Consider the following 24,153-nt stretch of genomic DNA (forward strand, 5'->3'; position numbering starts at 1 on the left):
CGGGGGCACCGTGGTGGACGGCGGTGCTGGTGGTGGAAGTGTGCCGTCCCCCACCCCTGCGCCCGAGGACCCCGGCGCACCGACCTGGCCCCCCTCCACCCCCGCACCCCCCACCACCTGGCCCACCCCCGAGTGGTCCAGCGGTGCGTCCTGGCCGCCTGTCGATCTCACCTCCACCCCCGCGCCCCCCGCCGGGCCCAACCGTCGGCTCGTCTGGTCCGTGGTCGTCGGGGCGGCCGTGGTCGGGGTGGCCGTGAGTCTCGTGCTGACATTGGTGGTCGGGAAGAGCGGAGACGACGGCAAGCGACCCGTTGCCGCGGGGTCCTCCGCCAGTGCCTCGGCCCCGCGGCCGAGCGACACCTCGTCGCCCCACGTCGAAGACACGTCCGTACCCTCGCCCAGCGCCTCCACGCCGCCCGACGGATACGAGCTGCGCAACGACAAGGAAGGGTTCCGGATAGCGGTACCCGTGGGCTGGACGCGCTCCACCCGGTCGTCGTCGTACGGGATGGACATCGTCAACTACCGGAGTGCCGACCGCGAGCATCGGCTGCAGATCTACCAAGTGCAGGAGGACTCCCCCGACGCCTCCTTCGAGCTCTACCTCTCCGACGAGACCCCCAAGCCCGCCGGCTTCCAGAAGCTCGACCTGCAGAACCTGGACGACGGCCGGTTCACCGGCTCCCGGCTGGAGTACCTGGTGGACACCATCAGCGGCGAGCCCGACGTCGGCACCTGGCACGTCTACGACGAGCGCTTCGTCGCCGCGGACGGCAAGATCTACGCCATCGCCTCCTACGGCCCCGAATCCGACGGCAGCGAGGACGAACTCGGTTACCTCACCACGGCGTTGGACTGGTTCTGCCCGCCGAACACCACCTGCGACGCCGACGCGGGCATCGACTGAGGCGGCTCAGGTGTTCTGCAGCTCCTGCTGCAGCTTCCCGATGTCCACCGACTCGCTCGCCGACGGCGTCTTGGACGGTACCGGCTTTCCGTAGTCCGCGAAGGCCAGCGTCATGTCGGTGCCGCCGCCCTTCTGTGTCGCCCGGACCAGCCGGTGCGGCGCCTTCGAAGTGACGAACAGGATCGACTGCCTGCCGTCCTGCGTGCCCTTCAGCGGAACGACCTTCGTGCCGTCGACCGTCGTCTCCGCGCCCTTCTTCAGCGCGTTCTCGTGGGCCGACGACCCGGTGTCGACCTGCTTCTGGAAGGCGCCGAGGTCACAGGTGTCGGCCAGACCCTTGAGCAGCGCGTCCTTCGTCGAGCCGTGGATATAGCGGTTCTTGAACAGCTCGGCCACCGCAGCGCCCTGACTCCCGGGCACCTGCGCCTTCCAGAACGCGGTGTCCGGCTTCATCCACACCTGCTCGCCGCGCTTGATCAGCTCGACCGAGCCGCCCTTCGCGGCCATCCGCATGGTCCCCGCGCAGTTCCCGTCCCGGTCCAGGGCCAGGTCCATGAAGACCGGCTGCGTCCTGCTCGCGGTCGTGGCGGCACCGCGGTCCGTCAGCTTCAGCCGGACGGACCTGGCGTCGAGGAGGTTCTTCTTCGCCTCCTGTGCCAGTTGCTGCGCGGAGGGACCGCCACCGTCGTCCGCCACGGCGAGCGCGGGAACGAGAACGGGCGACAGGGTCAGGCCCACGCACGCGACCGCGCAGACAAGTCCCCTCGGACACACCGCTCGGTCGGCCATGGCGGTCACCTCCACGATCCGCGTCTCCGTGCTCCGCGTCACCCCCAGCGTAGATTTCGCACCATTTGCCCGCATGTTCAGTGACACAGCGCACTTTCCACCTCGGATTGCGCATGCAATCAGGGGCCGGGGGGCATGCGCTCACGGTCCTCGTGGGTGACACCCGTGTCACTCAGAGGTGTGAAACAGGAACGGAAGGCAACACGGATCATGTCGGACAGAGCAGAAGCCGCCCTGGGGCTCGACGCGCAGGCGACCATCCACGTGTCCGGAGAGTGGCGAGAGGCCCTCTCCGGAGCCACGCGCGAGATCCTCGACCCCGCCGACGGCCAGGCCTTCGCTCTGGTCGCGGAGGGTGACGAGAAGGACACGGACCTGGCGGTCGCCGCCGCCCGCCACGCCTTCGACCACGGTGACTGGCCACGCACCCCCGTCGCCGAGCGCGCCGCCGTACTGCGCCGCGTCGCCGATCTCCTCGTACGCGACCGCGAACGCCTCGGCCGGCTGGAGAGCCGCGACGCCGGCAAGACCGTGGAGGAGGGCCGGATCGACATCGACTGTGTCGCCGACGCCTTCCGCTATTTCGCCGACCTGGTGGCGGGGGAGGCGCCGGGGCGGGTCGTCGACGCGGGCTCGACCGACATCCACAGCGTCGTCGTACATGAGCCGGTGGGTGTGTGCGCACTCATCACTCCCTGGAACTACCCCCTCCTCCAGGCCAGTTGGAAGATCGCCCCCGCCCTCGCGGCCGGCGACACCTTCGTGGTCAAGCCCAGCGAGATCACCCCGCTCACCACCGTCGCCCTCATCGACCTGCTCACCGAGGCCGGCCTCCCCGCAGGTGTCGCCGGCGTCGTCACCGGCCCCGGCCACTCGGTCGGCGCCCGGCTCGCCGAGCACCCGGACGTGGACCTGGTCTCCTTCACCGGCGGCCTGGTCAGCGGCATCAAGGTCGCCCAGTCCGCCGCCCCCACCGTCAAGAAGGTCGCCCTCGAACTCGGCGGCAAGAACCCCAATGTCGTCTTCGCCGACTCCTGCGCCACGGACGAGGGCTTCGACACCGCCGTCGACCAGGCCCTCAACGCGGCCTTCATCCACAGCGGCCAGGTCTGCTCGGCCGGCGCCCGGCTCATCGTCGAGGAGTCGCTGCGCGAGCGCTTCGTCGCCGAACTCGCCCGCCGGGCAGGCAGGATCCGCCTCGGCCGCGGCACCGAGGACGGCGTCGAGTGCGGCCCGCTCGTCTCCGAGCAGCAGCGCGCCAAGGTCGAGAACCACGTCGCCTCGGCCCTCGCGGACGGCGCGGTGCTGCGGACCGGTGGCAAGCGCCCCGAGCCGGCGCCGGAACGCCCCGCCGGCGGCTACTTCTACGAGCCGACCGTCCTCGACCAGTGCCACCGCGAGATGCGGGTCGTACGGGAGGAGGTCTTCGGGCCGGTCCTCACCGTCGAGACCTTCCGCACCGAGGACGAGGCCGTGGCGCTGGCCAACGACACCGAGTACGGCCTCGCCGGCGCCGTCTGGACCGCCGACGCCGGACGCGCCCGCCGGGTCGCCGGCCGGCTGCGCCACGGCACCGTCTGGATCAACGACTTCCACCCCTACCTCCCCCAGGCGGAGTGGGGCGGCTTCGGCAAGAGCGGAGTGGGCCGCGAGCTCGGCCCCGCCGGACTCGCCGAGTACCGCGAGACCAAGCACGTGTACCAGAACCTGGCGCCGAAGCCGGTGCGCTGGTTCGCGGGTTGACGCCGGTGACTCGCTGATCCCGGCGATCCCAGCTGACCTGGGGGCGCGGGCCTGCGCCGACATGCGGCTCCGCCGCGTGGGCGCGACCAGCCACAACGGACCCGCACCCGAAAGACCACACCCCAACCGGAGTTACTCCCCATGCCCGAGAACCCCCACGTCTACGACTACGTCGTCATCGGCGGCGGCACGGCCGGCTCCGTCATAGCCTCCCGCCTCACCGAGAACCCCGACACCACCGTCGCCGTCATCGAGGGCGGCCCCAGCGACGTCGGCCGTGAGGACGTGCTGACCCTGCGCCGCTGGATGGGCCTGCTCGGCGGTGAACTCGACTACGACTACCCGACCACCGAACAGCCCCGCGGCAACTCCCACATACGGCACAGCCGCGCCCGTGTCCTCGGCGGCTGTTCCTCCCACAACACGCTCATCGCCTTCAAACCGCTGCCCTCCGACTGGGACGAGTGGGAGGAGGCCGGCGCCAAGGGCTGGGGCGCGGTCCCCATGGAGGCGTACTTCGCCCGGCTGAGGAACAACATCGTGCCGGTCGACGAGAAGGACCGGAACGCCATCGCCCGCGACTTCGTCGACGCGGCGCGGAAGGCGACGGACGTCCCCCGGATCGAGGGCTTCAACAAGAAGCCCTTCAACGAAGGCGCCGGCTTCTTCGACCTCGCCTACCACCCCGAGAACAACAAGCGCTCCTCCGCGTCGGTGGCGTATCTCCACCCGGTGATGGACGACCGCCCCAACCTGACGATCCTGCTGGAGACCTGGGCGTACAGGCTGGAGCTGAACGGCACCCGCGCCGAGGGGGTGCACGTCCGCACGAAGGACGGCGCGGAGATCCTCGTACGGGCCCGCCGCGAGCTCGTCCTGTGCGCGGGCGCCGTCGACTCCCCGCGTCTGCTCCTGCACTCCGGCATCGGACCGGCCAAGGACCTCGAAGCCCTGGGCATCCCGGTCGCGCACGACCTGCCCGGCGTCGGCGAGAACCTCCTGGACCACCCCGAGTCGGTGATCGTCTGGGAGACGAACGGCCCCATCCCCGAGAACTCCGCGATGGACAGTGACGCGGGCCTGTTCGTCCGCCGCGACCCCGAACACGCGGGCCCGGACCTGATGTTCCACTTCTACCAGGTCCCGTTCACGGACAACCCGGAGCGACTGGGCTACGAGCGGCCTGCGTACGGCGTCTCGATGACCCCCAACATCCCCAAGCCGAAGAGCCGCGGCCGGCTCTACCTCACCAGCGCCGACCCGTCCGTCAAACCGGCCCTCGACTTCCGCTACTTCACCGACGAGGACGACTACGACGGCCGCACCCTCGTCGACGGCATCCGTATCGCCCGCGAGATCGCGCGGACCGAACCGCTGGCCAGCTGGCTGAAGCGCGAGGTGTGCCCGGGGCCGCACGTCACCGGCGACGAGGAACTGAGCGAGTACGCCCGCAAGGTCGCGCACACCGTGTACCACCCTGCGGGCACCTGCCGCATGGGCGCGGCGGACGACGAACTGGCGGTCGTGGACCCGGAGTTGAAGGTCCGCGGCCTGGACGGCATCCGTGTCGCGGACGCCTCCGTCTTCCCGACGATGACCGCCGTCAACCCGATGATCGGGGTGCTGATGGTCGGCGAGAAGGCGGTCGAACTGATCGGAGGTGGTGCGTGATGAGTACGACCCCGCAGAACCCGGTGTTCTCCGTCGACGGCCTGTGGAAGGTCTTCGGCCCGAAGGCGGACCGGATCCCGGCCGACCCCGAACTGACCGCCCTCGAACCCGCCGAACTCCGGTCCCGCACCGGCTGCACGGCCGCCGTCCGTGACGTCTCCTTCGACGTGCGCAAGGGCGAGGTCTTCGTGGTGATGGGCCTGTCCGGCTCCGGCAAGTCCACGCTGGTCCGCTGCCTGACCCGGCTGATCGAGCCGACGGCCGGCACCATCGCCATCGACGGCGAGGACGTCCGCGCCATGGACCGGTCCCGGCTGCGCGAACTGCGCCGCCACCGCGCCGCGATGGTCTTCCAGCACTTCGGCCTCCTCCCGCACCGCACGGTCCTCGACAACGTGGCGTACGGCCTGGAGATCCAGGGCGTGGGCAAGGCGGAGCGGCGGAAGCGGGCGGCGGAGGTCGTCGCCAAGGTCGGCCTGGAGGGCATGGAACAGCGCCGTCCCGCCCAGCTGTCCGGGGGCCAGCGTCAACGCGTCGGCCTGGCGAGGGCGTTGGCGGTCGACCCCGAAGTCCTGCTGTTCGACGAGCCGTTCAGCGCCCTCGACCCCCTCATCCGCCGGGACATGCAGGAGGAGGTCATCCGCCTGCACCGCGAGGAGGGCCGCACAATGGTCTTCATCACCCATGACCTGAGCGAGGCCCTGAGACTGGGCGACCGCATCGCGCTGATGCGCGACGGCCGGGTGGTCCAGCTGGGCACCCCGGAGGAGATCGTGGGCTCTCCGGCCGACGACTACGTCCGGGAGTTCGTACGGGACGTGCCGCGCGAGCAGGTGATGACGGTACGGACCGCCATGCGGGCCGGGGAGTGCGGCGGGCCGGGACATCCCGGTGCGCTGGCTCCGGACGAGGTCGTGGCCGACGCGATCAAGGTCGTCGCCCACAGCGGCAAGGCGGCCTGTGTCGTGGACGACGGACGCTGTCTCGGCGTCGTGGACCACGAAAGGCTCATTGGCGTCGTCGCCGGAACGGAGCCGCGGAAGGAGGCCGTCTGATGGCAACGGTCACCGCATCCGCTCCCCGCATCCTCCCCAGCGGCCTCCTGAAACACCGGGCGGTCCAGAAGCTCCTGCTCATCGCCCTGGCCGCCGCGGTCCTCGTCCCCCTCGCCAACGCCCGGTGGGCCAGCGGCAGTTGGCCCGAGGCCCTCACCGTCGACCTCTCCAAGCCGCTGACCAGCGCCAGCGACTGGATCATCGACAACCGCGACACCCACCCCCTGTTCCTCTACGGCTTCGGCTACGTCAGCAACGCGGTCGTCATCTCCGTACGCGCCGTCTACCTGGTCCTGCTCGCCGCGGGCTGGGCCGGCGTCACGGCCATCGGCGCCCTCGTCGCCTGGCGGACGGCCGGCGTCAGGCTCGCCCTCGGCACCGGGGCCGCCTTCCTGGCCTGCGGGCTGCTCGGCATGTGGGTGCCGACCATGCAGACGCTGGCCGTGATGGTCGTGGCCGTTCTCGCGTCGGTGATCGTAGGCGCACTCCTGGGCCTCGCCGCCGGTCTCTCCGACCGCCTCGACCGGGCCCTCCGCCCGGTCCTGGACACCATGCAGGTGCTGCCCGCCTTCGCCTACCTCCTCCCGGTCGTCCTGGTCTTCGGCATCGGCGTCCCCGCGGCCGTCCTCGCCACCGTCGTCTACGCCGCCCCGCCGATGGCCCGCCTCACCTCCCTCGGCCTGCGCGGCGCGGACAAGGAGGTCCTGGAGGCCGTCGACTCCCTCGGCGCCACCGCTCCCCAGCGCCTGCTGACCGCCCGTCTCCCGCTGGCCCGCAAGGAACTCCTCCTCGGCCTCAACCAGACGATCATGATGGCCCTGTCGATGGCGGTCATCGCGTCGGTCATCGGCGCCGCCGGTCTCGGTGACCGCGTCTATCAGGCCCTCGCCTCGGTCGACGTGGGCGCGGCCCTCGCGGCCGGCATCCCGATCGTGCTGCTGGCCGTCGTCCTCGACCGGGTCACCGGCGCGGCGGGCGAACACGCCGGCGAGGAGCGCGGGAACACCCGACGCCTCTGGCTCTACGCGGCCGTCGCCGCCGTGGTCGCGGCCGTCGCCGGACGTGTCGCCGGCCGCCTCGACTGGCCTGGCGCCTGGACCCTGAATATCGCCGACCCGGTCAACCGCTCCGTCGACTGGATGACCGCGCACCTCTACTCCGGCGTCCCGGTCGTCGGCGGCACCGCCGACTGGGCCGGCCACTTCACCACCTGGGTCCTCGACCCCGTCCGTGGCGGCCTCCAGTGGCTGCCCTGGTGGTCGGTCCTGCTCCTGGTCGCCACCCTGGCCTGGCTGATCGGCACCTGGCGCACCGCCCTCACCGCCGTCCTCGCCATGGCGGGGATCGGTGTGCTGGGCGTGTGGAAGCCCTCTCTCGACACGCTCTCCCAGGTCCTCGCCGCCGTGGCCGTCACCCTCGTCCTGGGCTTCGCGACCGGCATCGCGGCCGCCCGCAGCGACCGGTTCGAGCGTCTGCTCCGGCCCGTCCTGGACGTCTTCCAGACGATGCCGCAGTTCGTGTATCTGATCCCGGTGGTGGCCCTCTTCGGTGTCGGCCGCGCGCCGGCCGTGGCGGCGGCCGTCGTCTATGCGCTGCCGGCCGTCGTACGGATCACCACACAGGGTCTGCGCCAGGTCGACCCGGCCGCCCTGGAGTCGGCGCGCTCGCTCGGCGCGACCCCCGTGCAGCAGCTCCGGCAGGTCCAACTCCCGCTCGCCCGGCCCGCGTTGCTGCTGGCCGTCAACCAGGGCGTGGTCCTCGTCCTCGCCGTCGTCATCATCGGCGGTCTGGTCGGTGGGGGTGCGCTCGGTTACGACGTGGTCTTCGGGCTGGCGCAGGGTGACCTGGCGACGGGGCTGGTGGCCGGTGGGGCGATCGTGTGCCTGGGGTTGATGTTGGACCGGGTGACGCAGCCGACGGAACGCCGTGCTCAGGACGCGAAGGGTGGTATGTGACATGATACTGAGCAGTAGGACAACTCTGATCGTTTCCTCAGTATCCGCCCTCTCCCTCCTCACCGGCTGCGGCGCCGCCGACATGACCAAGCAGGCCTCGCCCTTCGCCAACGCGGGGGGCGCCAAGAGCGTGACCCTCTCCGTCCAGTCCTGGGTCGGTGCGCAGGCGAACGTCGCCGTCGCCCAGTACCTCCTTGAGCACAAGCTCGGCTACCGGGTCGACACCGTCCAGGTCGACGAGGTGCCCGCCTGGGACGCGCTCAGCCAGGGCCGGGTCGACGCGATCCTGGAGGACTGGGGCCACCCCGACCAGGAGAAGCGGTACGTCGACGACAAGAAGACGATCGCGCGGGGCGGCGGGCTGGGGGTCACCGGGCACATCGGCTGGTACGTGCCGACGTACCTGGTCAAGCAGCACCCCGACATCACCGACTGGAAGAACCTCAACAAGTACGCGTCGCTGTTCCGCACCGCGGAGAGCGGCGGCAAGGGCCAGTTGATGGACGGTTCACCGTCCTATGTCACCAACGACAAGGCGCTGGTGAGCAACCTGAAACTGAACTACCAGGTGGTCTTCGCCGGTTCCGAGGCCGCGCAGATCACGCAGATGAAGCAGTTCGCCAAGGAGAAGAAGCCCTTCCTGACGTACTGGTACGCCCCGCAGTGGCTGTTCAAGAAGGTCCCGATGACCGAGGTGAAGCTGCCGCCGTACAAGGAGGGCTGCGACGCCGACGCGGCGAAGGTCGCCTGTGCCTACCCGCACACCCCGCTGCAGAAGTACCTCAACGCGGACTTCGCGAACAAGGGCGGCAAGGCGGCGGCCTTCCTCAAGAAGTTCAGGTGGACGACCGAGGACCAGAACGAGGTCTCCCTGCTGATCGCCGACCAGAAGCTCAAGCCCGAGCAGGCGGCGAAGAAGTGGGTGGACAGCCACACCTCCACCTGGAAGGCGTGGCTGTTGTGATCACAGCCGCTGCATCAGATGCTCGGTCATGCCCTGCAGGGCCAGCGACGCCCAGCGCAGCAGCCCCGGCCCGAACGTGACGCGGGTGGCCCCGAGTTCACCGAGTTCGGTGGGCCCCGGGCCACCGCCGTCCAGCTTGCCGTACACGTTGATCGGTCCCTGGACACCGGACCGCAGCAGCGGGAGTACGTCCGTCGGGGCGCCGATCGGATAGATGCAGTCGGCGCCCGCGGCGACGTACAACGCGGCCCGCTCAATGGCACGTTCGGGGTTGCCGTCGCCGTACTCGAAGATGTCGACGCGGGCGTTGACGAAGAGGGAGTCCCCGGCCGCGTGGCGCACCTCGGCCAGCCACTCGGCGTGCCGGTGCGGGTCCTTGAGGACGCCCCCGCTGGAGTCCTCCAGGTTGCAGCCCACGGCCCCCGTCTCCAGGAGCCGCTCCACCAGCTCCTTCGGCGCCAGCCCGTACCCGCCCTCGAGGTCGGCCGACACGGGCACGTCCACGGCCCGGGAGATGCGCGCCACCGCAGCGAACATCTCGTCGGCCGGCACGGACCCGTCCTCGTACCCGAGCGAGGCCGCGATCCCCGCGCTGGGCGTCGCGAGCGCCGGGAACCCGGCCTTCACGAACACCCCGGCGCTGACCGCGTCCCAGGGCCCGGGGAGGACGAGCGGGTCACCGGGCGCACGGCGTCGGTGCAGGGAGCGGAAGACGTCGACCTTGCTCACGGTGTGTACCCCCCAGGCGGGATCCGGCGGCTGACCATCACCCGGTTCCAGTTGTTGATGGCGACCAGCAGACCGATGAGATGGGCCAGTTGGCGGTCGTCAAAGTGCTCGGCGGCCTCGGCGTACACCTCATCGGGCACAAAGCCTCCCCCAGACTTCGTCCGGGAGGTACCCCCGGTCAACACGGTCACCGCCTCCGTCAGCGCGAGCGCCGCCCGCTCCCGCGCGTCGAAGACCTCGTCGCCCGCCTCCTCCCAGGCGGCCAGCAGGTCCAGCTGTGTCTCGCTCACTCCGTGCTTGCGGGCGATCGTGAGGTGCATGTCCAGGCAGAAGGCGCAGTGGTTGAGCTGCGAGGCCCGGATGACGACCAGCTCGGCGAGGGCGGGGTCGCCCAGGCCCCGCTTCGCTGCGGCGCTCAGCGCGGACATGGCCTGCCCCACCGCGCGGTCGAGCACCTGCGTACGGGCCGTCACGAGAAATCGCCCGCCTGGTAGTGACCCGGCACCGCGCGCGTGGTCACTCCGAAGCGGTTCCACGCGTTGATCACCGCGATGGTGGCGATCAGCTGGGCCAGCTCGGCCTCCTCGAAGTGCTCGGCGGCCTTCTCGTACACCTCGTCGGGGACGAAACCGTCGGTCAGGACGGTGACGGCCTCCGTCAGCTCGATCGCGGCGAGCTCCTTCTCCGTGTAGAAGTGCTGCGACTCCTCCCACGCGTGCAGCTGCACGATCCGCTGGACGCTCTCGCCCGCCGCGAGCGCGTCCTTGGTGTGCATGTCGAGGCAGAACGCGCAGTGGTTGAGCGCGGAGGCGCGCAGCCGAACCAGCTCCACCAGCCGCGGATCGAGGCCCTGCCTGGCGGCCGTGTCGAGGCGGACCATCGCCTTGTAGACCTCGGGGGCGTGCTTGGCCCAGCGCATCCGGGCGGGCCGCTCGGCGGCGTACTCGGTGGTTGTGTCTGTGGTCATGCCTTCGACCCTAGGAGCCGGGCAGCCCAGGGGTATGGTCCATTTCCATGGCGAAATCCTGGGCCACTTTTGGCGTCGACCTGCACCTGGAACCGACCGGACCGGGCGTCCGCCGGGGCCTCACCGACGCCCTGCGCGAGGCCGCCCGCACCGGCCGCCTGGCCCCCGGCACCCGCCTGCCCTCCTCCCGCGCCCTCGCCGCCGACCTGGGCATCGCCCGCAACACGGTCGCCGACGCATACGCCGACCTGGTGGCCGAGGGCTGGCTCACGGCGCGGCAGGGCTCGGGCACGAGCGTCGCGATGCGGGTACCTCCCACGCCCTCAAGGCAGTGGGGGAGTGCCGTCGCACCGCCGACCGCCACCGCGCCGAACCCCCGTGTCCCCGGCCGCCCCGCCCACAACCTGATCCCCGGCACCCCCGACCTCGCCGCCTTCCCGCGCGCCCAGTGGCTCAAGGCCGCCCGCCGCGCCCTCGCCACCGCACCGAACGAGGCCTTCGACTACGGCGACCCCCGCGGCCGCGTCGAACTGCGCACCGCCCTCGCCGGCTACCTCGCCCGCGCCCGTGGCGTACGCGCCGACCCGAACCGCATCCTGATCTGCTCCGGCATCTCGCACGGCCTGCGCATTCTCGCGGCGGTGCTGCGGGCGCGCGGCGCGAGCACGGTCGCCGTGGAGTCGTACGGCCTCTACGTCCACTGGGACCTGCTGGCGGACGCCGGTCTGCGCACCGTCCCGCTGCCGTTCGACGAACGCGGCACGGATCCAGGCGAGTTGGCGGACCAGTCGGCCGTTCTGCTGACCCCCGCCCACCAGTTCCCGATGGGCGGTGTGCTGCACCGCGACCGCCGGGCGGCCGTCGTCGACTGGGCGCGCCGCACCGGCGGACTGGTCGTCGAGGACGACTACGACGGCGAGTTCCGCTACGACCGCCAGCCGGTCGGCGCCCTGCAGGGCCTCGACCCGGACCACGTCGTCCACATGGGCACGGCCAGCAAGTCCCTCGCCCCCGGCCTGCGCCTGGCCTGGCTGGTGCTGCCGCCGGGGCTCCTCGGGGAGGCGCTGCGGGCGAAGGGCCGCGTCGACTCCTGCGGGGCCCTGGACCAGCTGACCCTCGCCGAGTTCATCGGCTCCGGCGCCTACGACCGCCACGTACGCGCCGCCCGACTGCGCTACCGGCGCCGCCGCGACGCCCTCGTCGCCGAACTCGCCCACCGGGCCCCGCACATCCGCGCCACCGGCATCGCGGCCGGCCTGCACATCGTGCTGCGCCTTCCGCCGGGCACCGAGCAGGCGACCCTGCGGGCGGCGGCCTGGCAGGACCTCGCGGTGCACGGACTGCGCCTCTACCGGCATCCGCGGGCCACGGCCCGGCCGCTGGACGCGCTGGTCGTGGGGTACGGGACTCCGCCGGACCACGCCTGGTCGGGTGCGCTGGACGCGCTGTGCGCCGCGTTGCCGGAAGGGACGGACTCGTAATCGCGCCGTTTTCTTTTCAGGAATACGGCTGCGCGGATAGAGTCACCTCATGAGCGATTCCATATCCCGTGTGGCCCTGAAGAAAATCACCCCCGATGTGTCGAAGGCGATGGGTTCCCTGCACGCCGCCGCTGTTTCCGCGGCGCAGGACGCCAAGGTGGAACCGGAACTCCTGGAACTGATCAGGATCCGCGCCTCACAGATCAACGGCTGCGCGTTCTGCCTCGACATGCACACCAAGGACGCCCGCGCGGCCGACGAGACCGAGCAGCGGATCTACGCCCTGAACGCCTGGCGCGAGACCCCCTTCTTCACCGAACGCGAGCGCGCCGCACTGGCGTTGACCGAGGCCGTGACCCTCGTGGCCGACGACCGCGTACCGGACGCGGTCTACGCCGAGGCCGCCGAGGTCTTCGACGAGGCCCAGATCGCGGCCCTGATCTGGGCGGCCACCGTCATCAACGCGTACAACCGGATCGCCATCGCGACCCGGATGACGCCGGGCGCTTATCAGCCGGCGAAGAGGTAAAGAAAGAAGCAGAGGAAGAAGCAGAGAAGGAAGCAGGGAAAGAAGTAATGCGGAATGCGGGCATCGGTGACACCGATGCCCGTGGTTCTTTTTCCCCGGGATTATTCCGGCAGCGGCTCCATGATTTCGTCCTGCCATTTCCGCCATTCCGGCGCGCGGAGTGCCGGTGCCGCCCGCAGCGACCCTTCCGCCTCACCCGTCCCGCCGGCCCAGCCCGTCACCGGCCGGATGCCGTGCAGCGCGTTCACCAGCCACACCTCGAGGCCGTCCAGCTCGGCGACCGTCCGCTCGCGGTGGGCGACGCGAATGCCCTCGCGGCGGGCCCGTTCCTGGATGAGGGCGACGGTCACTCCGGGCAGGACGGGCAGCCGGGGCGGGGGCAGGCACAGGGTGTCGTCCTCCCACCACAGCACGCTCGCGGTGGCCGCCTCCAGCACGACGCCGGTGGGCGCCACGAGCACCACCTCCTCGGCCCCCTCGCCGGACGCCCGCCGGCGAACCCGGGCCAGCGTGTCGAGGTCCGGTCCCTTGCGACGAGGTACGGTCCGCGGATCGGACTGACCCGCGGCCCAGACCCGTACGCCCGTTCCGAGCGGTGGCGCAACCCGCAGCAGTAGCCGCAACTCCCTTGCGCCGACGCCGAGTTCGACCCGCGGAAACCACGCGCCCGTACGTGGCAGCGCGTCCGTCATGTCCCGCCAGAACTCCAGCAGCCGACGCAACGGCGGCCCGTCGCACTCCCCGCACGCCCGCAGAAACCGCTCCCGATGCCGCTCGAACCCGCGCACTCTCCCCTCTCGCACCAGCCAGGAGTCCGCGACGAGCAGCCGCCCACCCGGCTCCTCGGCCGGGGTCAGCCCGCCGGCGGGTGTCCACGCCAACAGGCCTTCCGTGACGACAGGTTGAGCCACAGCCGTACCTCCAGAACTCTCAGTACTTACGGCCCGCCACCGCCGGCGCCCCGCCCCGAGGCCCGTACGGCGCGTGCTCCAGCCACGCCCCGCACCACGGCAGCACCGGCGCGAGCGCAGCCGCCGCGCGTTGCCGGGCCCGCACGATCCGGCGTCGAGGGCGCAGATGGTCGAGCGCGGTGCCGGCGGCGGCGCTGTTGAACAGGGCGGCCGCCCGCCGTACGTCGGCGAAGCCGGCGACTGCCTCCGCCGTCCCCGCGGCCACGGCTTCCGCGGCCGCCGCCGCGTCCGCGATCCCGCTGTTCATGCCCCGCGCCCCGAACGGCGGGAACAGATGTGCCGCCTCGCCCACCAGCAGCACCCGGCCCTGGGGATCGGCGAACTTGGCCGCGACCATCCGCAGAAAACGGTACGTCGACACCCACAACAGCCGTTCCGTGTACGCGTCCCCGACGACCGCCGGCAGCCACCGCCGTACGGCCTCCCGCGTCCCGAAGTCCTCCTGCGCGTCGTCGTCCCGGCACTGCAGGTCGATCTGGAACCCCCCGGTGAACGGCACCCGCATCACACTGCGCCGCCCGACGCCCGGATGCTCGTAGTGGAAGACGCGCTCCGACGACGGCTCGGTGTCCGGGAGTTCGGCCACGTCGACGACCACATGGAACCCCTCACCCCGCTCGCCCTCCATGGCGATGCCCAGCCCCCGCCGTACGGCGGACCGCGCCCCGTCGGCGGCGACGACGTACCCGGCGCTCCACTCCCGCCCGTCCGCACAGGCCAGTTCGACGCCCGCCTCCGTCGTCCGTACGCCCGTCACCCGCGCCTCCCATTCGAACTCCACCCCGGCCCGCTCGCAGGCGGCCCGCAGGAACCGCTCGGTGTCGACCTGGCGCAGGCTGGTGAAAGGGGGCGGACCGGACGGGGGCGGGAAGGTGCGGGAGTACACCTCACGGCCGCGGTAGAGGGTGCGTTTCGTCTGCCAGGTCCGTCCGTACGAGGTGATCTCCTCGGCCAGCCCCGGCTGCATGCCCTCCAGCAGGGCGAGGGTCTCCCGGTGGACGAACAGGGCCCGACTGCCCGGCCGTACCCGGTCCTTCGCCTCCGCCTCCAGCAGCACGACCGGCAGCCCGTGGGCCCGCAGCGCAAGCGCCGCCGACAGCCCCACGGGCCCGGCGCCCACCACCATGACCGGTCTCACGCGCGTGCGCCCTGGGCCAGCAGCCGGGTGATCTCCACCCGTTTCACCTTCCAGGTCGCCGTCATCGGCAGTTCCTCGAACCGCCACTGCCTCGGCTCGGCCATCGCCGGCAGGTCGGCGGTAGCCTCCCGCCACCGCTCCGGATCGAGGGGTTCTTCGCCGCGCACGCACACCACCGGCACCGGCTCCCGGTCCGCCCCCGGCACGATGACGACCTCCCGCAGCTCCTCCAGCCGGTCCATGAGAGCGTCCTCCACCTCGAGGTTGCTGTGCACGGAGTCGATCTGGTCGATCTCGCGGTCGATCAGATACAGGGCGCCCAGCCGGCTGCGGTAGCCCATGTCACCCATCTCCCACCAGCCGTCGGTGAGTTGACGGTCGTAGCGGTCCTGCATACCCAGGTAGGTGAGGATGCGGCCCCGGGTGCGCGCCTCGATCCGGCCGGGTGTTCCGGGTGCGGTGGGCCGGCCGTCGGTGCCGGTGACCCGTATGCGCGTGAACCCGGGTATCCCGATCCCGACCCGCCGTCCGTCCGCCCGCGCCGCACTGCGCCGAGTGAACCACTGGAAGGCGACCGGCCCCGTCTCGCTCTGCCCGTACAGCTGGATCAGCCACGGCGTACGCCGCTTCGAGGCGTCCAGCAGCCGTCGTACCGTCCGCGGATGGATCGCGTCGAACGTCGACCCGTACGACCGCACCCGCGAGAGCGGCGCGCCCGGCGCCTCGGCCAACTCCTCCCACAGCACGAAGGTGTTCGGGTGGGTCTCGACGATGCCGGGCCGGTGGCGCACGAGGAGCGGCCCCACCGTGGCCGGGTCCGGATCGGTGATCAGCACGAGCGGGCTGCCGAAGTGCAGCAGGACGCCGAGGAGATGGTAGAAGCGCGAGTGCACGAACGACATGTGCAGTGCCGCCGTCTCTCCGCGTGTGGGCCAGCCCATCGCCTTCTGCGGTACGAGCCGGTTCCACATGGTGTTCGCGCAGTGCACGGCGAGCTTGGGGACGCCGGTGGTGCCCGAACTGTGGGTGATCAGGGCCGGTTCGCGGGGGTGCAGCCGTACGGCCGCCGGGCGCTCGGCACCGGCGTACATCTCCAGGGAGTCGGCCCCGGACGCCTCGTCCACCGACAGCACGCGCCGCACGCGCAGCCCGACCCCCTTCAGCGGTCCCTCCAGCTTGGCCCGGTCGGTCACCAGCCACGGCTGCTTGAGCCGCTCGACCAGCTGTCCGACCACCTCACCGGCGAGACCGGGCGAGAGCAGCACCGGCACCGCCCCTATGCGGGAGATCGCGCAGGTCAGCAGCACGATGTCGACGTTGTCCGTCTTGTGGACGACCACCTGCTCCGAGGGCCGTACCCCCGCGTCCCACAGCCGTCCGGACAGCTCCTCGACGACGTCCGCCAGGGCCGAGTAGGTGAGGTCGACGCCGAGGGCCGGGTGGGTGTCCAGCGGGCGGTCCAGGGTGACGAAGACGGCTCCGTGGCGGTCGGCGGCGCGCCGGAACATCGGGCCGAGGTAGAACCCCCGGTCGGCGAACGGGGGTTGCTGCTCTCGCATGTGGCCGTTCCTTTCAATGGGGTTCACCAGGTCGGTGGGGTTCACCAGGCGCCCTGGCGGACCAGGTGGCGGCGGAGCTTGCCGGTGGGGGTGCGGGGGAGGGAGGGGACGAGGCTGACGCTGCGGGGGACCTTGAAGGCGGCCAGCCGGTCGCGGGCCAGTCGGAGCAGGTCGTCCTGGAGACTGCCGTTCGGGTTCGGGGCGACCGGTACGACGAAGGCGCGCAGCCGGCTCGCCCCGGTCCCGTCGGCGACGGCGGCCACCGCGACTTCCTTGACCGCCGGGTGGCCGCGCAGAACGGCCTCCACCTCCAGCGGGGAGACGGTGATGCCGCCGACCATCTCCATGTCGTCGGCGCGGCCCAGGTGCCGGTAGGTGCCGTCGTGTTCGCGGCGCGCCCGGTCGTGGGTGGCGAGCCAGCCGCCGACCAGGGTGCGGTCGGTCTCCTCGGGCCGGTTGAGATAGCCGGGCGTCAACGTCGGCCCGCGGACCCAGAGTTCGCCCTCCTCGCCGTCCGGCACGGGGCGGCCCGCGCGGTCGCGCAGCTCCACCTCGAAGCCGGGGACGGGGCGGCCGACCGTGCCGGGGTGATTGTGGTCGAAGCTGTTGGCGCAGAACGCGTGACCGGCCTCGGTGGAGCCGATCTGCTCCAGCACCGGCGCCCCGAGCAGCTCGGTGATCTGTCGCCCGAGCCCGTCGGGCATCCCCTCACCGGCCGACACCGCGGCCCGCACCGAGCCGAAGCAGGCCTCGTGGCCGCTGCCCCGGTCCGCCACCAGCGCCGCGTACGCCGACGGCACGGAGTACAGCAGCGTCACCCGGTGCCGGGCCACCAGCTCGTCGACGGCGGCCGGGGTGGGCCGCCGGTCCACCAGCACGGCGGACGAACCGGAGAACAGCGGGAAGACGAAGGCGTTGCCGAAGCCGTAGGCGAAGTACAGCTTCGACACGGAGAGGGTCACGTCGTCCTGCGTGATCCGCAGCAGCCGGCGGCCGATGAGGTCGTGGTACGCCTTCGGGTCGCCGTGTGTGTGCAGCACGCCCTTGGGACGGCCCGTGGTGCCGGACGTGTACTGCACGTACAGCGGGCTGTGCGCGTCGACCGGGTGGGCGGGGGCCGGCCCGGCGGTGGCGGTGAGCGCGAGCAGCTGGTCGGCGCCGAGCCGGGGGCGGTCCGCGAACCGGTCCTCGAGCCCCGGGCCCGTCACACACAGCACGGCCCCGGTGTCCGCCGCCATGAACGCCTGGTCGGCCGCCGGGAGTTCGGGGTTGACCAGCACGGCCACGGCACCGAGCCGGGCGGTGGCGAGGAACGCCGTCACCCAGGCGATCCCGTCGGGCATCGCCAGCACCACCCGGTCACCGGGCCGCACCCCGTGACCGGCCAGCACGGTGGACGCCCTGGCCGCGAGCGCGTGCACCTCGCCGTGGGTCCAGGCACGGTGACCCTGATGGAAGGCGGCCCGGTGGGCCCAGCCGCGCCGCTCGGCGAGATCGGCGAGCTGGGCGGCGAGATTGCCGGGGGCCTCGGTGTCGACCGGGGCCGGCACCGTCTGCGGAGTCGTCATCGCACCGACTCCTCGGCGACCGTGTGCTCATGCCGGGCATCGGCGCGGGCCGTCGTGAACTCCCGCTGCTCCCGTATGCGGTCCGCGGTGTACAGATGCAGGGCACGCATCTGCGCCGCGGTCTTCAGCAGCATCTCGTCGTACTCGGCGACCGGATCGGAGTCGAGCACGATCGCACCTCCGGCGCCCAGTTGCATCAGCCCATCGGCGATGACAGCGGTCCGTATGACGATGTTGAGATCCGCACCCCCGCTGCACCCCAGGTAGCCGAGCGCCCCGGAGTACACCCCACGCGCCTCGGTCTCCAGCGAGTCGATGATCTCCAGCGTCCGCAGCTTCGGCGCCCCGGTCATCGAACCGCCGGGAAAACAGGCCCGTACACAGTCCACCGCGTCCGTACCGTCCCTGAGCCGTCCCTCGACGGTGGAGACGAGCTGATGCACGGTCGCGTACGTCTCCGTCGCCATCAGCCGCGTCACCCGCACCGAGCCCGTACGGCACACCCGCCCCAGGTCGTTGCGGAGCAGGTCGACGATCATCAGGTTCTCGGCCCGTGTCTTGCCGTCCGCCGCCAGCGCGTCCCTCAGCCGGGCGTCCTCCTCCGGCCCGTCACCGCGCGGCGCGGTCCCCTTGATCGGCCTGGCCTCGGCCACCCCGTCCCGGGTGATCCGCAGGAACCGCTCGGGGGAGGAGCCGGCCACATCGACGTCCCCGAACCTCAGGAAGGCCGCGTACGGGGCCGGGTTGACCCGGCGCAGCACCCGGTAGAAGTCGAACGCATCGGGCGGAGCGGGTAAGCGGGCCGCGTTGGTGAGACAGATCTCGTAGCTCGTCCCGGCCCTCAACTCCCGCTGACAGGCCTCGATGTCGGCGAGATACCTGGCCCGGTCCCGTACCAGCCACGGCTCGGCGGCGCCGAGGTCGGGCTCCGCGGTGGCGGGCAACGGCGGCCTTTCGGGGTCCGCGGAGACGAAGGTCAGCTGGCCCACCGCGCTCTCCAGCCAGTCCTCGGCCTCCCGAGCGCCCTGTGGGGTGTCCTCCGCGAGACAGACCGCGTAGGTGAACCCCCTCAGATGATCCACCGCGATCAACCGGTCCGCGAACAGCCAGCACGCGTCCGGCACTTCGGACGCATGCCGGTTCGGGGAACCGCAGTCGGCCTTCACCTCGTAGCCGAAGTAGCCGACATAGCCCCCGGTGAAGTCGAACGGCAACCCGCCCGCATCCACCCTCCGGCTCGTCAACTGCCTTCTCAGATAGTCGAAGACGCTCGCCGCGACCTTCCGCGTCGGTCGCCCGGCCCGCTCGACCTCGCACCGCCCGCTCTCGACGTCGTAGCGCACGTACTCCGCGAGCGGCCCGCTGTCGTCACCGAAGAACGAGAACCGCGACCGCCCCTCCTCGACCAGCGCGCTGTCCAGCCAGAACGACCGCCGCGACGCCCCGTACATCCGGGTGAACGCGGCCTCCGCGTCGACCGCGCCGGCGATCCGACGGGAGTGCAGGCGGTAGGCGGGGGCGGCCCGTCGAGGACGCGGGATGGCCGCGGCGGGGGCGGGGATCGCGGCCGCGGCCGGGGTGACGGCGGTGTTCTTCGTACGCAGTCTGCGGGCCCGTTCCGCCGTGAGATTGCGGAAGTTGACGAGCATCCGGTGCCCGTACTCGGTGAGCACCGACTCCGGATGGAACTGCACACCCCACAGCGGCCGGCTGCGGTGCCTGATCCCCATCAGCACCCCGTCCTCGGCCCAGGCGGTCGCCTCCAGCGTCTCCGGGAGCGGCTCGTGCACCGCCAGCGAGTGGTAACGCACGGCGGTGAAGTCCTGCGGCAGCCCCTGGAACAGGTCCCGTCCGTCGTGCCGGACCGTGGACAGATGCCCGTGCCGGGGCTGCGGTGCGGGCGCCACCACGCCCTGCTCCCCGAGCGCGATGCCCTGGTGCCCCAGGCAGACGCCGAGCACGGGGATGGCCGACTCGGCGAGCACGACGGCACTGAGCCCGAAATCACGGGCCTCGGCCGGATGCCCGGGCCCCGGCGACACCACGACATTGTCGAATTGCGTGAGGTATTCCACAAGATCGGGAATTCCGGCGTGGATGTCGGTGGCGTCGTTCAGGACCACAACCGGTTCCTCGCCGTTGACCTCGGCGATCAGCTGGAACAGGTTGTAGGTGTACGAGTCGTAATTGTCGATGAGCAGGGTCTTCACCCGCCCACCTCCCTTGGTTCGTTGCGGGCCTATGCGGTCCGTCTTTTGTGCCGTCCGCGAAGTGCCTGGAGCGGCGGATACAGCCATTTCTTGAAGAAACGCTGAAGCCGGGGCATCAGAATCCAGGTGACGAGAGCCGTGACACACAGGCACAACAGCAGTGTGCGGACGAGCGGATTCAGTCCGCCGAGATAGGGAATGACGATCAGATTGAACAGGAGGACCGGCGGAAAAACCGCGCTCATGTTGATGAACCACAGTTTCCATTTCGGCGGCGGCGCGGGTGCCTTCGGTGTGGTGGTCTGGGAGTCGAACCACACCTTGGAACCCCGCACGCTCCTGCGCTCCGTCTGCCGGGCGAAGCCCGCCGTCCGGACGTCCCACTGCGCCCGTTCGGTCGAGTCCTCCCAGGCCCGGGCCGTCCCCTCGCTGGCGAAGCGATAGACGACATGCCACTCCGCCTCTCGGTCGACAAGGACGCCACCCCCCATGAAGCCCGGCTGCTGCGCGCTCGCGCCCAGCATCGCCCACCCCCACGAGTGGAAGTCGGACTCGCGGCCCGGGGTCACGTGATAGGCCACGGTGACGGTGACGGGATTACTGGTCACGGTGTCCAGTACGCGAGAACTCCACACCACGTTCAAATCTTCAACGACGTTTTTTCAACTGTCCGGATCGTAACTTTTATCGGCCTTTCGGTCATCTTGGTGCACTCTGCGGAGCTCTACTCTGGGTAACTTTTCCTTAATTCGGGGAAGCGCTTGCCGGGTGGGTCATAAAAGCTGCACGATCGCTTTCCCCGAACCTCCCCGGATTTTCCGGACCGAAGGAGAAACATGTCCAGGTACGACTGGGATATGAACCATGAGGGAATAGACCGGGCCCGTTCCGTGATCGAGCCCGCACGGAAAGAAGTCACCGCCCATCCCATTTACCAGCGGATAAACAGCCGTGCGGACCTGGCGACGTTCATGGAGCACCACGTCTTCGCCGTGTGGGACTTCATGTCCCTGCTGAAGTCGCTGCAACGGGACCTCACCTGCGTCGACGTCCCCTGGGTCCCCCGCGGCACGGAGGTGAGCCGGCGTCTCATCAACGACATCGTCCTGGTCGAGGAGAGCGACGAACTGAACGGCGGCTTCACCAGCCACTTCGAGCTCTACCGCGCCGCCATGGCCGAGGCCGGCGCCGACACGACCCGCCTCGACACGTTCCTCGCCCTCCTCACCGAGGGCCACGGCGTCCCGGCGGCCCTGCGAGGCGCCCAAGTCCCGCTCCCCGCCTCCGAGTTCGTCCGCACGACCTTCGCCATCATCGAGGACCGGCCCCTGCACTGTCGGGCCGCCGCCTTCGCCTTCTCCCGCGAGGACCTGATCCCCGACATGTTCGACCAGGTCATCAACAAGGAGGGCACCGAACGCTTTCCCCTCTTCCGCGACTACCTCGCCCGCCACATCGAGGTCGACGGCGAGGAGCACACCCCCATGGCCCTCCAGATGGTGGCCGACCTCTGCGGCACGGACGATGCCCGCTGGGAACAGGCCGTCGAGACGGCGACGCTCGCCCTGGAGGCCAGGTCGCGGCTGTGGGACGGGATCACGGAGGCGATGGGGTAGCGGCTGGGGGGTTCGGAGCGGAGGGGTGAGGAGACCGACGGCTCGGGGCGCCCGGCCGTCATGCCTCCTCCGCCGGCGCCTCCCCGAACCGTGCCAGCGCCAACGCCCCCGCCACCGCCACCGCGAACCCCAGCACCGCCAGCCAGGTCAGGCCCTCCCGTGTGCGGTCCCCGAGCCACACCACCCCCACCGCCGCCGGCCCGATCGTCTCGCCGATCACCATGCCCGCGGTCGCCGTGGTGACCGAGCCGCGCTGCAGTGCCGACGTCAGCAGCAGGAAGGCGGCACCTCCACCGAGGAGCAGGGCATACGTCGCCGGATTGGTGAGCAGATGCGACGGTGCGAGCGAGTCGATCAGCCGTACCGACACCTCCACCACCCCGAACCCGCATCCGGCCCCCAGCCCGAGCGCCAGCGCCCGCCCCCGCCCGGACCACCGCCCGCCGACCAGCCCGAGCAACAGCACCGCGACGGCCACCGCGAGCATCGCCCACTTCAACGCCGCCGACCCGGCACGGTCACCCTCGGCCCCGGACGCCAGCCCCAGCATCGCGAGCCCGGCGCACACGACCCCCACCGCACCCCACTCCACCCCGCTCAGCCGCGCATGCAGCAGCCGTGCCGCGACCACCCCCGTCACCGCCAGACTGGAGGCGAGAGCCGCCGCCACCGCGTAGATGGGAATCGACCGCAGGGCCACGATCTGCAACACGAAGCCCAGCCCGTCCAAGGCGAGCCCGGCCATGTACCGCCACTGCCGCAGCGCCCGCAGCAGCAGCGCCGCCTCCCCGCCGCCCCCCGCGGTCGCCGCCCGCGCGGCAACCGCCTGCAACACGGTCGCCGTACCGAAGCAGACCGCCGCACCGAGAGCGCACACCATCCCAAAGATCACAAAGTGACTGTAGGGGAGAGGCCCGACCGGAGGGGGGCCGCGAGCTGCGCTCTTACCTCTCTTTAGGCTGTCGCCCGGACAACGCGGGACAGCCACACCAAACGGGGAGACACGAACAGGGCGGACGCACGCCGCCAACTTCGCTCGGGCACGGTCGTACTCGGGGAATGGTCCTGTGACGCACGGAGGCTAAACGCCCAGCACACCCCGCAGTTGGACCAGCCCCCAGTCCAGATCCTCCTTCTCGACGACGAGGGGCGGCGCGATGCGGATCGTCGGGCCGTGCGTGTCCTTCACCAGCACCCCGCGGTCCATCAGCTTCTCGGACACCGCCCGTCCCGTGCCGTGCCGCGGATGGATGTCGACGCCCGCCCACAGCCCGCGCCCCCGCACCGCCGTCACTCGCCCCGTCCCGGCCAACGCCCCCAACTCCCGGTGCAGATGTGCCCCCAGCTCCGCCGCCCGCGCCTGGAACTCGCCCGTCCGCAACATCGCGATCACCTCCAGTGCCACCGCGCAGGCCAAAGGATTCCCGCCGAACGTCGACCCGTGCTCCCCGGGCCGGAACACCCCGAGCACCGCGGCACTCGACACCACCGCCGACACCGGCACGATCCCGCCGCCCAGCGCCTTGCCGAGCACATACACATCGGGCACCACGCCCTCGTGCTCGCACGCGAAGGTCCTTCCTGTCCGCCCCAGCCCCGACTGGATCTCGTCCACGACGAACAGCACGTCCCGCTCCCGCGTCAGCTCCCGCACCGCCGGCAGATAACCGGCCGGCGGCACCAGCACCCCCGCCTCGCCCTGGATCGGCTCCAGCAGCACGGCCACCGTGTTCTCCGTGACCGCCGAACGCATCGCCGTCAGATCCCCGTACGGCACGATCTCGAAGCCCGGCGTGTACGGCCCGAAGTCCGCGCGCGCCTCCGAGTCCGTGGAGAAGCTGATCAGTGTCGTCGTACGGCCGTGGAAGTTGTTCCCGGCGACCACGATCTTCGCCATCTCCGCGGGCACGCCCTTGACCTTGTACCCCCACTTCCGGACCGTCTTCACCGCGGTCTCCACCGCCTCCGCTCCCGTGTTCATCGGCAGCACCATCTCCATCCCGCACAGCTCGGCGAGCTCGGAGCAGAACGCCGCGAACCGGTCGTGGTGAAACGCCCGCGACGTCAGCGTCACCCGCTCCAGCTGCGCCTTCGCCGCCGCCACCAGCCGTCGGTTGCGGTGGCCGAAGTTGAGCGCCGAGTAACCGGCCAGCAGGTCCAGATACCGCCTCCCCTCCACGTCCGTCATCCAGGCCCCGTCGGCGGTGGCGACGACCACGGGCAGCGGGTGATAGGTGTGCGCACTGTGCACGTCGGCGGCGGCGATCAGGTTCTCCGTAGCGGTCACGGCGCCTCCCGGGG

The 24,153-nt window shown here is 71.1% G+C and carries 21 protein-coding genes; 9 read left to right on the forward strand and 12 right to left on the reverse strand.

What is annotated here, in order from left to right:
- Window positions 1-40: 40 nt before the first annotated feature.
- Window positions 41-907, forward strand: a complete 867-nt coding sequence (locus tag ACWC09_RS24520) for a hypothetical protein (RefSeq protein ID WP_450852720.1) — start codon at window positions 41-43, stop codon at window positions 905-907.
- Window positions 908-913: 6 nt separating this feature from the next.
- On the opposite strand, the gene ACWC09_RS24525 is transcribed toward ACWC09_RS24520, so the two are convergent.
- Window positions 914-1,738: a hypothetical protein gene (locus tag ACWC09_RS24525; RefSeq protein ID WP_450852721.1), complete on the reverse strand. Its 825-nt coding sequence runs from the start codon at window positions 1,736-1,738 to the stop codon at window positions 914-916.
- Window positions 1,739-1,906: 168 nt separating this feature from the next.
- On the opposite strand from ACWC09_RS24525, the gene ACWC09_RS24530 reads away from it, so the two are divergent.
- From ACWC09_RS24530 to ACWC09_RS24550, 5 genes are all read left to right on the forward strand, one after another.
- Window positions 1,907-3,439, forward strand: a complete 1,533-nt coding sequence (locus ACWC09_RS24530; protein ID WP_450852722.1) for an aldehyde dehydrogenase family protein — start codon at window positions 1,907-1,909, stop codon at window positions 3,437-3,439.
- A 141-nt stretch (window positions 3,440-3,580) separates the two neighbouring features.
- Entirely contained in the window at window positions 3,581-5,110 is a 1,530-nt protein-coding gene (locus ACWC09_RS24535) for a GMC family oxidoreductase (protein ID WP_450852723.1), read from the forward strand.
- Window positions 5,110-6,165 (forward strand): quaternary amine ABC transporter ATP-binding protein, encoded by a 1,056-nt coding sequence (locus ACWC09_RS24540; RefSeq protein WP_450852724.1) that lies wholly within the window; start codon window positions 5,110-5,112, stop codon window positions 6,163-6,165. The genes ACWC09_RS24535 and ACWC09_RS24540 overlap by 1 nt, the downstream gene beginning before the upstream one ends.
- Window positions 6,165-8,120 (forward strand): ABC transporter permease, encoded by a 1,956-nt coding sequence (locus ACWC09_RS24545; protein WP_450852725.1) that lies wholly within the window; start codon window positions 6,165-6,167, stop codon window positions 8,118-8,120. Before ACWC09_RS24540 ends, ACWC09_RS24545 begins: the two co-directional genes overlap by 1 nt.
- Window position 8,121: 1 nt before the next feature.
- Entirely contained in the window at window positions 8,122-9,084 is a 963-nt protein-coding gene (locus tag ACWC09_RS24550; protein ID WP_450852726.1) for an ABC transporter substrate-binding protein, read from the forward strand.
- Here the strand turns inward: ACWC09_RS24550 and ACWC09_RS24555 are convergent, their stop codons facing one another.
- The 3 genes from ACWC09_RS24555 to ACWC09_RS24565 are packed head-to-tail and all read right to left on the reverse strand — an operon-like array spanning window position 9,085 to window position 10,780.
- Window positions 9,085-9,813: an isocitrate lyase/PEP mutase family protein gene (locus ACWC09_RS24555; protein ID WP_450852727.1), complete on the reverse strand. Its 729-nt coding sequence runs from the start codon at window positions 9,811-9,813 to the stop codon at window positions 9,085-9,087.
- Window positions 9,810-10,286 (reverse strand): carboxymuconolactone decarboxylase family protein, encoded by a 477-nt coding sequence (locus ACWC09_RS24560; protein WP_450852728.1) that lies wholly within the window; start codon window positions 10,284-10,286, stop codon window positions 9,810-9,812. Before ACWC09_RS24560 ends, ACWC09_RS24555 begins: the two co-directional genes overlap by 4 nt.
- Complete coding sequence (locus ACWC09_RS24565) at window positions 10,283-10,780, reverse strand: carboxymuconolactone decarboxylase family protein (RefSeq protein WP_450852729.1); 498 nt, start codon at window positions 10,778-10,780, stop codon at window positions 10,283-10,285. The genes ACWC09_RS24560 and ACWC09_RS24565 overlap by 4 nt, the downstream gene beginning before the upstream one ends.
- 47 nt (window positions 10,781-10,827) lie before the next feature.
- Between ACWC09_RS24565 and pdxR the strand changes: the two genes are divergently transcribed.
- The gene (pdxR, locus tag ACWC09_RS24570) at window positions 10,828-12,261 is read left to right on the forward strand and encodes a MocR-like pyridoxine biosynthesis transcription factor PdxR (protein ID WP_450852730.1); all 1,434 of its coding nucleotides are present in this window, start codon (window positions 10,828-10,830) and stop codon (window positions 12,259-12,261) included.
- Between the two features lie 49 nt (window positions 12,262-12,310).
- Window positions 12,311-12,790, forward strand: coding sequence for a carboxymuconolactone decarboxylase family protein (locus tag ACWC09_RS24575; protein ID WP_450852731.1), 480 nt, complete (start codon window positions 12,311-12,313; stop codon window positions 12,788-12,790).
- 101 nt (window positions 12,791-12,891) lie between these two features.
- Here the strand turns inward: ACWC09_RS24575 and ACWC09_RS24580 are convergent, their stop codons facing one another.
- Genes ACWC09_RS24580 through ACWC09_RS24605 form a run of 6 tightly spaced genes read right to left on the reverse strand, consistent with a single transcriptional unit; the run spans window position 12,892 to window position 20,844 of the window.
- The gene (locus ACWC09_RS24580; RefSeq protein WP_450852732.1) at window positions 12,892-13,701 is read right to left on the reverse strand and encodes an aminotransferase class IV; all 810 of its coding nucleotides are present in this window, start codon (window positions 13,699-13,701) and stop codon (window positions 12,892-12,894) included.
- Window positions 13,702-13,720: 19 nt separating this feature from the next.
- A complete protein-coding gene (locus ACWC09_RS24585) occupies window positions 13,721-14,887 on the reverse strand; it encodes an FAD-dependent monooxygenase (RefSeq protein WP_450852785.1) in 1,167 nt (388 codons plus the stop codon).
- An 8-nt stretch (window positions 14,888-14,895) separates the two neighbouring features.
- The gene (locus ACWC09_RS24590; RefSeq protein ID WP_450852733.1) at window positions 14,896-16,458 is read right to left on the reverse strand and encodes a class I adenylate-forming enzyme family protein; all 1,563 of its coding nucleotides are present in this window, start codon (window positions 16,456-16,458) and stop codon (window positions 14,896-14,898) included.
- A gap of 41 nt (window positions 16,459-16,499) precedes the next feature.
- Window positions 16,500-18,026: a benzoate-CoA ligase family protein gene (locus ACWC09_RS24595; protein ID WP_450852734.1), complete on the reverse strand. Its 1,527-nt coding sequence runs from the start codon at window positions 18,024-18,026 to the stop codon at window positions 16,500-16,502.
- Window positions 18,023-20,236 (reverse strand): aminodeoxychorismate synthase component I, encoded by a 2,214-nt coding sequence (gene pabB, locus ACWC09_RS24600; RefSeq protein ID WP_450852735.1) that lies wholly within the window; start codon window positions 20,234-20,236, stop codon window positions 18,023-18,025. The genes ACWC09_RS24595 and pabB overlap by 4 nt, the downstream gene beginning before the upstream one ends.
- A 29-nt stretch (window positions 20,237-20,265) precedes the next feature.
- Complete coding sequence (locus ACWC09_RS24605) at window positions 20,266-20,844, reverse strand: hypothetical protein (RefSeq protein WP_450852736.1); 579 nt, start codon at window positions 20,842-20,844, stop codon at window positions 20,266-20,268.
- Between the two features lie 228 nt (window positions 20,845-21,072).
- Here ACWC09_RS24605 and ACWC09_RS24610 point away from each other — a divergent pair, with 228 nt between their 5' ends.
- Window positions 21,073-21,852 (forward strand): DUF3050 domain-containing protein, encoded by a 780-nt coding sequence (locus tag ACWC09_RS24610; protein ID WP_450852737.1) that lies wholly within the window; start codon window positions 21,073-21,075, stop codon window positions 21,850-21,852.
- A gap of 58 nt (window positions 21,853-21,910) precedes the next feature.
- Here the strand turns inward: ACWC09_RS24610 and ACWC09_RS24615 are convergent, their stop codons facing one another.
- Complete coding sequence (locus ACWC09_RS24615) at window positions 21,911-22,732, reverse strand: DMT family transporter (protein WP_450852786.1); 822 nt, start codon at window positions 22,730-22,732, stop codon at window positions 21,911-21,913.
- Between the two features lie 201 nt (window positions 22,733-22,933).
- A complete protein-coding gene (rocD, locus tag ACWC09_RS24620) occupies window positions 22,934-24,139 on the reverse strand; it encodes an ornithine--oxo-acid transaminase (RefSeq protein WP_450852738.1) in 1,206 nt (401 codons plus the stop codon).
- Between the last annotated feature and the right edge of the window lie 14 nt (window positions 24,140-24,153).

The sequence above is a fragment of the Streptomyces sp. NPDC001617 genome (genome assembly GCF_053596855.1).